Annotated in this window: 7 protein-coding genes; 1 reads left to right on the top strand and 6 read right to left on the bottom strand. The window is 50.9% G+C overall.

Annotated elements, in window-relative coordinates:
* On the top strand, positions 1-382 hold a 382-nt coding region (gene mscL / locus ACLQ7H_RS20765; protein WP_411754298.1), incomplete at its 5' end, for a large-conductance mechanosensitive channel protein MscL.
* 76 nt (positions 383-458) lie between these two features.
* Here the strand turns inward: mscL and ACLQ7H_RS20760 are convergent.
* The 6 genes from ACLQ7H_RS20760 to rpsK form a co-directional block, all read right to left on the bottom strand.
* Entirely contained in the window at positions 459-665 is a 207-nt protein-coding gene (locus ACLQ7H_RS20760) for an alternative ribosome-rescue factor A (protein WP_411754299.1), read from the bottom strand.
* An 80-nt stretch (positions 666-745) separates the two neighbouring features.
* Positions 746-1,177, bottom strand: a complete 432-nt coding sequence (gene zntR / locus ACLQ7H_RS20755) for a Zn(2+)-responsive transcriptional regulator (protein ID WP_411754297.1) — start codon at positions 1,175-1,177, stop codon at positions 746-748.
* Positions 1,178-1,328: 151 nt separating this feature from the next.
* Positions 1,329-1,718 carry a 50S ribosomal protein L17 gene (gene rplQ / locus ACLQ7H_RS20750; RefSeq protein ID WP_004929726.1) on the bottom strand — a complete coding sequence of 130 codons (390 nt, stop codon included), beginning with the start codon at positions 1,716-1,718 and terminating at the stop codon, positions 1,329-1,331.
* A gap of 40 nt (positions 1,719-1,758) precedes the next feature.
* On the bottom strand, positions 1,759-2,748 hold the full coding sequence (locus ACLQ7H_RS20745) for a DNA-directed RNA polymerase subunit alpha (protein WP_002919219.1): 990 nt from the start codon (positions 2,746-2,748) through the stop codon (positions 1,759-1,761).
* A gap of 26 nt (positions 2,749-2,774) precedes the next feature.
* Positions 2,775-3,395 carry a 30S ribosomal protein S4 gene (rpsD, locus tag ACLQ7H_RS20740; protein WP_021182216.1) on the bottom strand — a complete coding sequence of 207 codons (621 nt, stop codon included), beginning with the start codon at positions 3,393-3,395 and terminating at the stop codon, positions 2,775-2,777.
* A 33-nt stretch (positions 3,396-3,428) separates the two neighbouring features.
* On the bottom strand, positions 3,429-3,818 hold the full coding sequence (gene rpsK / locus ACLQ7H_RS20735; RefSeq protein WP_004929731.1) for a 30S ribosomal protein S11: 390 nt from the start codon (positions 3,816-3,818) through the stop codon (positions 3,429-3,431).
* Between the last annotated feature and the right edge of the window lie 32 nt (positions 3,819-3,850).

Genomic DNA, 3,850 nt, shown 5'->3' with positions numbered 1-3,850 from the left:
GCGTGGCAACGTGGTCGATCTGGCAGTGGGTGTGATCATTGGTGCGGCATTCGGTAAAATCGTTTCTTCCTTGGTTGCCGACATCATCATGCCACCTTTGGGCCTGCTGATCGGTGGCGTTGATTTTAAACAGTTCCATCTGGTACTGCGTGAAGCCAAGGACAATGTCCCAGCAGTAGTGATGAACTATGGCTCCTTCCTGCAAAATATTTTTGATTTCGTGATCGTCGCCTTTGCTATCTTTATGGCCATCAAGTTAATGAACAAAATGCGCCGTAAAGAGGTTGAAGAGCCAGCCGCACCGCCTGCGCCAACCGCAGAAGAGAAGCTGCTGACAGAAATCCGCGATCTGCTGAGTCATCAACAGCAACCCAAGCTGTAATTCAGAGCTATAAGATGGGCGCCGCATGCGGCGCCCCTACGTTTTGAGCCATCTTGCGAGATGGCTTTTTTGTGGCTTAAAACCAGAAGGCCAGTGGTAAATTGTCGTTGGGCAAATTACCACTGGCCTCCCAGTTACCGCCTTTTGCGTGTTTATCTTTACGCCGGTAGCTGCCTTTCCCTTTACTGTTCTTCTCTACCCGTTGGCGGAAAAGAGGATCATGTAGCAACGCCTCAATGGCATTGTCCTGGATCTTACCTTTGGTATGACGATATTGAGTCATCATGGTCTTCCTGTTGGTTGCTGATAATAAACGCGCTGATAATACTGCTGGCCAGATAAAAATTAAAGGCCCGCGCGCAGTTAAACTGCACTTTTGGCTTTCTCTTCACTGGCTCCCTGCTCCAAAGCCTCCAAAATCGAACAATAGTTGCTGGTGTGCTCGCTACCGCAGCAGGCATCGCTGAGCCTTTTTAGCGACTCACGCATTCTGGTTAACTCGGTCAGTTTGCTTTCAACCTCCTGCAGGCGCGCATTAACGATAGACTTCGACTCTTCACAAGTGTGATGCTCTGGATCCACACGGATCGACAGCAACTCGGCGATGGTTTCCAGCGTGAAGCCCAGCTGTTTGGCATAGCGGATAAAACGCAGGCGCTGTAAGTCCTGATCGCTATACAGCCGATAGCCGCCTTCGGTACGAACATGGTGATCCATCATGCCTTGCTTCTCGTAATAACGTACCGTATCTGGCGTTACTTCTGCCAACTTGGCTAATTGCCCAATCTTGAACATTATGACTTCTCCGTGTTGCACTTATTACTGATAGCCTGAGCATAGCGGATATGGGGGGGGATCTTAAGCATTGCCGGGAGGGGAAAGCACATTTGGCGAGTTAAAGACGTAAAAAAACCGGGCAAGCCCGGTTTTTTTACGCTTCCACAGATTACTCTGCAGTTGCTACTTCTGCTTGAGACTCAGCACGATCAACCAGCTCGATGTATGCCATCGGCGCGTTGTCGCCTGCGCGGAAGCCACACTTCAGAATGCGAGTGTAACCACCGGCACGGCTCGCAAAACGCGGGCCTAGCTCGTTAAACAGTTTTGCCACGATCTCGTTATCACGAGTACGGGCGAATGCCAGACGACGATTAGCAACGCTGTCGGTCTTGGCAAGAGTAATCAGCGGCTCAACAACGCGACGCAGCTCTTTCGCTTTTGGCAGGGTCGTCTTGATGATCTCATGACGAACCAAAGAGCCGGCCATGTTACGGAACATAGCCTGGCGATGGCTGCTGTTACGGTTCAGTTGACGACCACTCTTACGATGGCGCATGACCTTATCCTTCTCAGTAAAACCTTAACCTGTGATCCGGTTACTCGTCAGCAATGCTCGCCGGTGGCCAATTTTCCAGGCGCATGCCCAGAGAAAGTCCACGGGAGGCCAGCACGTCTTTAATCTCAGTAAGAGATTTTTTACCCAGGTTAGGCGTTTTCAACAGCTCAACCTCGGTACGCTGTACCAGATCACCGATGTAGTGGATAGCTTCTGCCTTAAGGCAGTTAGCAGAGCGGACAGTCAATTCCAGATCGTCAACAGGGCGCAGCAGGATCGGATCGAACTCTGGTTTCTCTTCTTTCACTTCCGGCTGACGTACATCACGTAAGTCAACGAAAGCTTCCAGTTGTTCAGCCAGAATGGTTGCCGCACGGCGGATCGCCTCTTCAGGATCGATCGTGCCATTGGTTTCCATCTCGATGACCAGCTTGTCCAGGTCGGTACGCTGTTCTACACGCGCTGCTTCAACATTGTAGGCAATACGCTCTACAGGGCTATAGCAGGCGTCAACCAACAGACGACCAATCGGGCGCTCATCTTCTTCCGAATGAATTCGGGCAGAAGCCGGCACATAACCACGACCGCGCTGAACTTTGATACGCATGCTGATAGCAGCGTTCTCATCGGTCAGGTGGCAGATAACGTGCTGCGGCTTGACGATTTCGACATCACCATCATGGGTAATGTCGGCAGCGGTCACAGGGCCAATGCCAGATTTATTCAGGGTAAGGATAACTTCATCTTTCCCTTGAACTCTCACCGCCAGCCCTTTCAGGTTGAGCAGGATCTCCAGGATATCTTCCTGTACGCCTTCTTTGGTGCTGTACTCATGTAGTACACCATCAATCTCAACCTCGGTCACCGCGCAACCCGGCATAGATGAAAGCAGAATACGGCGCAGTGCGTTGCCAAGAGTATGGCCAAAGCCACGCTCTAACGGCTCAAGGGTCACCTTGGCGTGCGTCGAACTGACTTGCTCGATATCTACCAGGCGCGGTTTTAGAAACTCTGTCACAGAACCCTGCATTGTGTCCTCTCTTTGAAACTCAAGCCTTACTTGGAGTAAAGCTCGACGATCAGGTGTTCGTTAATGTCGGCGGACAGATCGGTACGTTCAGGAATACGTTTGAACACACCTTCCATCTTCGCAGCATCAACTTCCAGCCAAGTCGGCTTTTCACGCTGCTCAGCCAGCTCCAGAGAAGCCTTAACACGAGACTGCTTTTTAGCTTTCTCGCGGATGCTGACTACGTCATTCGGAGATACCTGATAAGAAGCGATGTTAACAACGCGACCATTTACCATAACGGCTTTATGGCTAACCAGCTGACGTGATTCTGCACGAGTGGCGCCGAAGCCCATACGGTAAACTACGTTGTCCAGACGACCTTCCAGAAGGGTCAACAGGTTTTCACCGGTGTTGCCTTTCAGGCGGGTTGCTGCTTTGTAATAGTTACGGAACTGACGCTCCAGAACACCGTACATACGGCGAACTTTTTGCTTTTCACGTAACTGTACACCATAGTCAGACAGACGCGGTTTACGCGCACCGTGTTGACCAGGTGGCTGTTCAATTTTGCACTTTGAATCTATCGCGCGAACGCCAGACTTCAGGAACAGGTCTGTGCCCTCGCGGCGGCTAAGCTTGAGCTTAGGACCCAAATATCTTGCCATTTTCTTTCTCCAACAATCCGAAAAGCAGGGGCGTTACACGCGACGCTTTTTCGGTGGACGACAACCGTTATGAGGAATCGGAGTCACATCGGTAATATTAGTGATGCGGAAACCAGCCGCGTTCAGAGCGCGGATAGTAGACTCACGACCAGGACCAGGTCCTTTAACCATAACTTCCAGGTTCTTGATACCGTATTCTTTAACTGCGTCAGCACAACGCTCGGCCGCAACCTGAGCTGCAAACGGAGTTGACTTACGAGAACCACGGAAACCGGAACCACCGGCTGTTGCCCAACCCAAAGCATTACCCTGACGATCGGTAATAGTCACAATGGTGTTGTTGAAAGAAGCATGGATATGAGCCACGCCGTCAGAGACTTGTTTTCTTACACGCTTACGTGTACGAACAGGTGCCTTTGCCATTATTCAATCACCCCGATTATTTCTTGATCGGT

It is taken from the genome of Serratia sp. (in: enterobacteria) (assembly GCF_046715635.1).
In the GTDB taxonomy this organism is placed as follows: Bacteria; Pseudomonadota; Gammaproteobacteria; order Enterobacterales; family Enterobacteriaceae; genus Chania.
The sequence above is the reverse complement of the archived record's forward strand: the minus strand, read 5'-3'. Positions and strand labels throughout refer to the sequence as shown.

Bases quoted from the DNA above. Each gene is read 5' to 3' on its own strand.
- ACLQ7H_RS20760 (WP_411754299.1), bottom strand. From the start codon at position 665: ATGACTCAATATCGTCATACCAAAGGTAAGATCCAGGACAATGCCATT.
- zntR (WP_411754297.1), bottom strand. From the start codon at position 1,177: ATGTTCAAGATTGGGCAATTAGCCAAGTTGGCAGAAGTAACGCCAGAT.
- rplQ (WP_004929726.1), bottom strand. From the start codon at position 1,718: ATGCGCCATCGTAAGAGTGGTCGTCAACTGAACCGTAACAGCAGCCAT.
- ACLQ7H_RS20745 (WP_002919219.1), bottom strand. From the start codon at position 2,748: ATGCAGGGTTCTGTGACAGAGTTTCTAAAACCGCGCCTGGTAGATATC.
- rpsD (WP_021182216.1), bottom strand. From the start codon at position 3,395: ATGGCAAGATATTTGGGTCCTAAGCTCAAGCTTAGCCGCCGCGAGGGC.
- rpsK (WP_004929731.1), bottom strand. From the start codon at position 3,818: ATGGCAAAGGCACCTGTTCGTACACGTAAGCGTGTAAGAAAACAAGTC.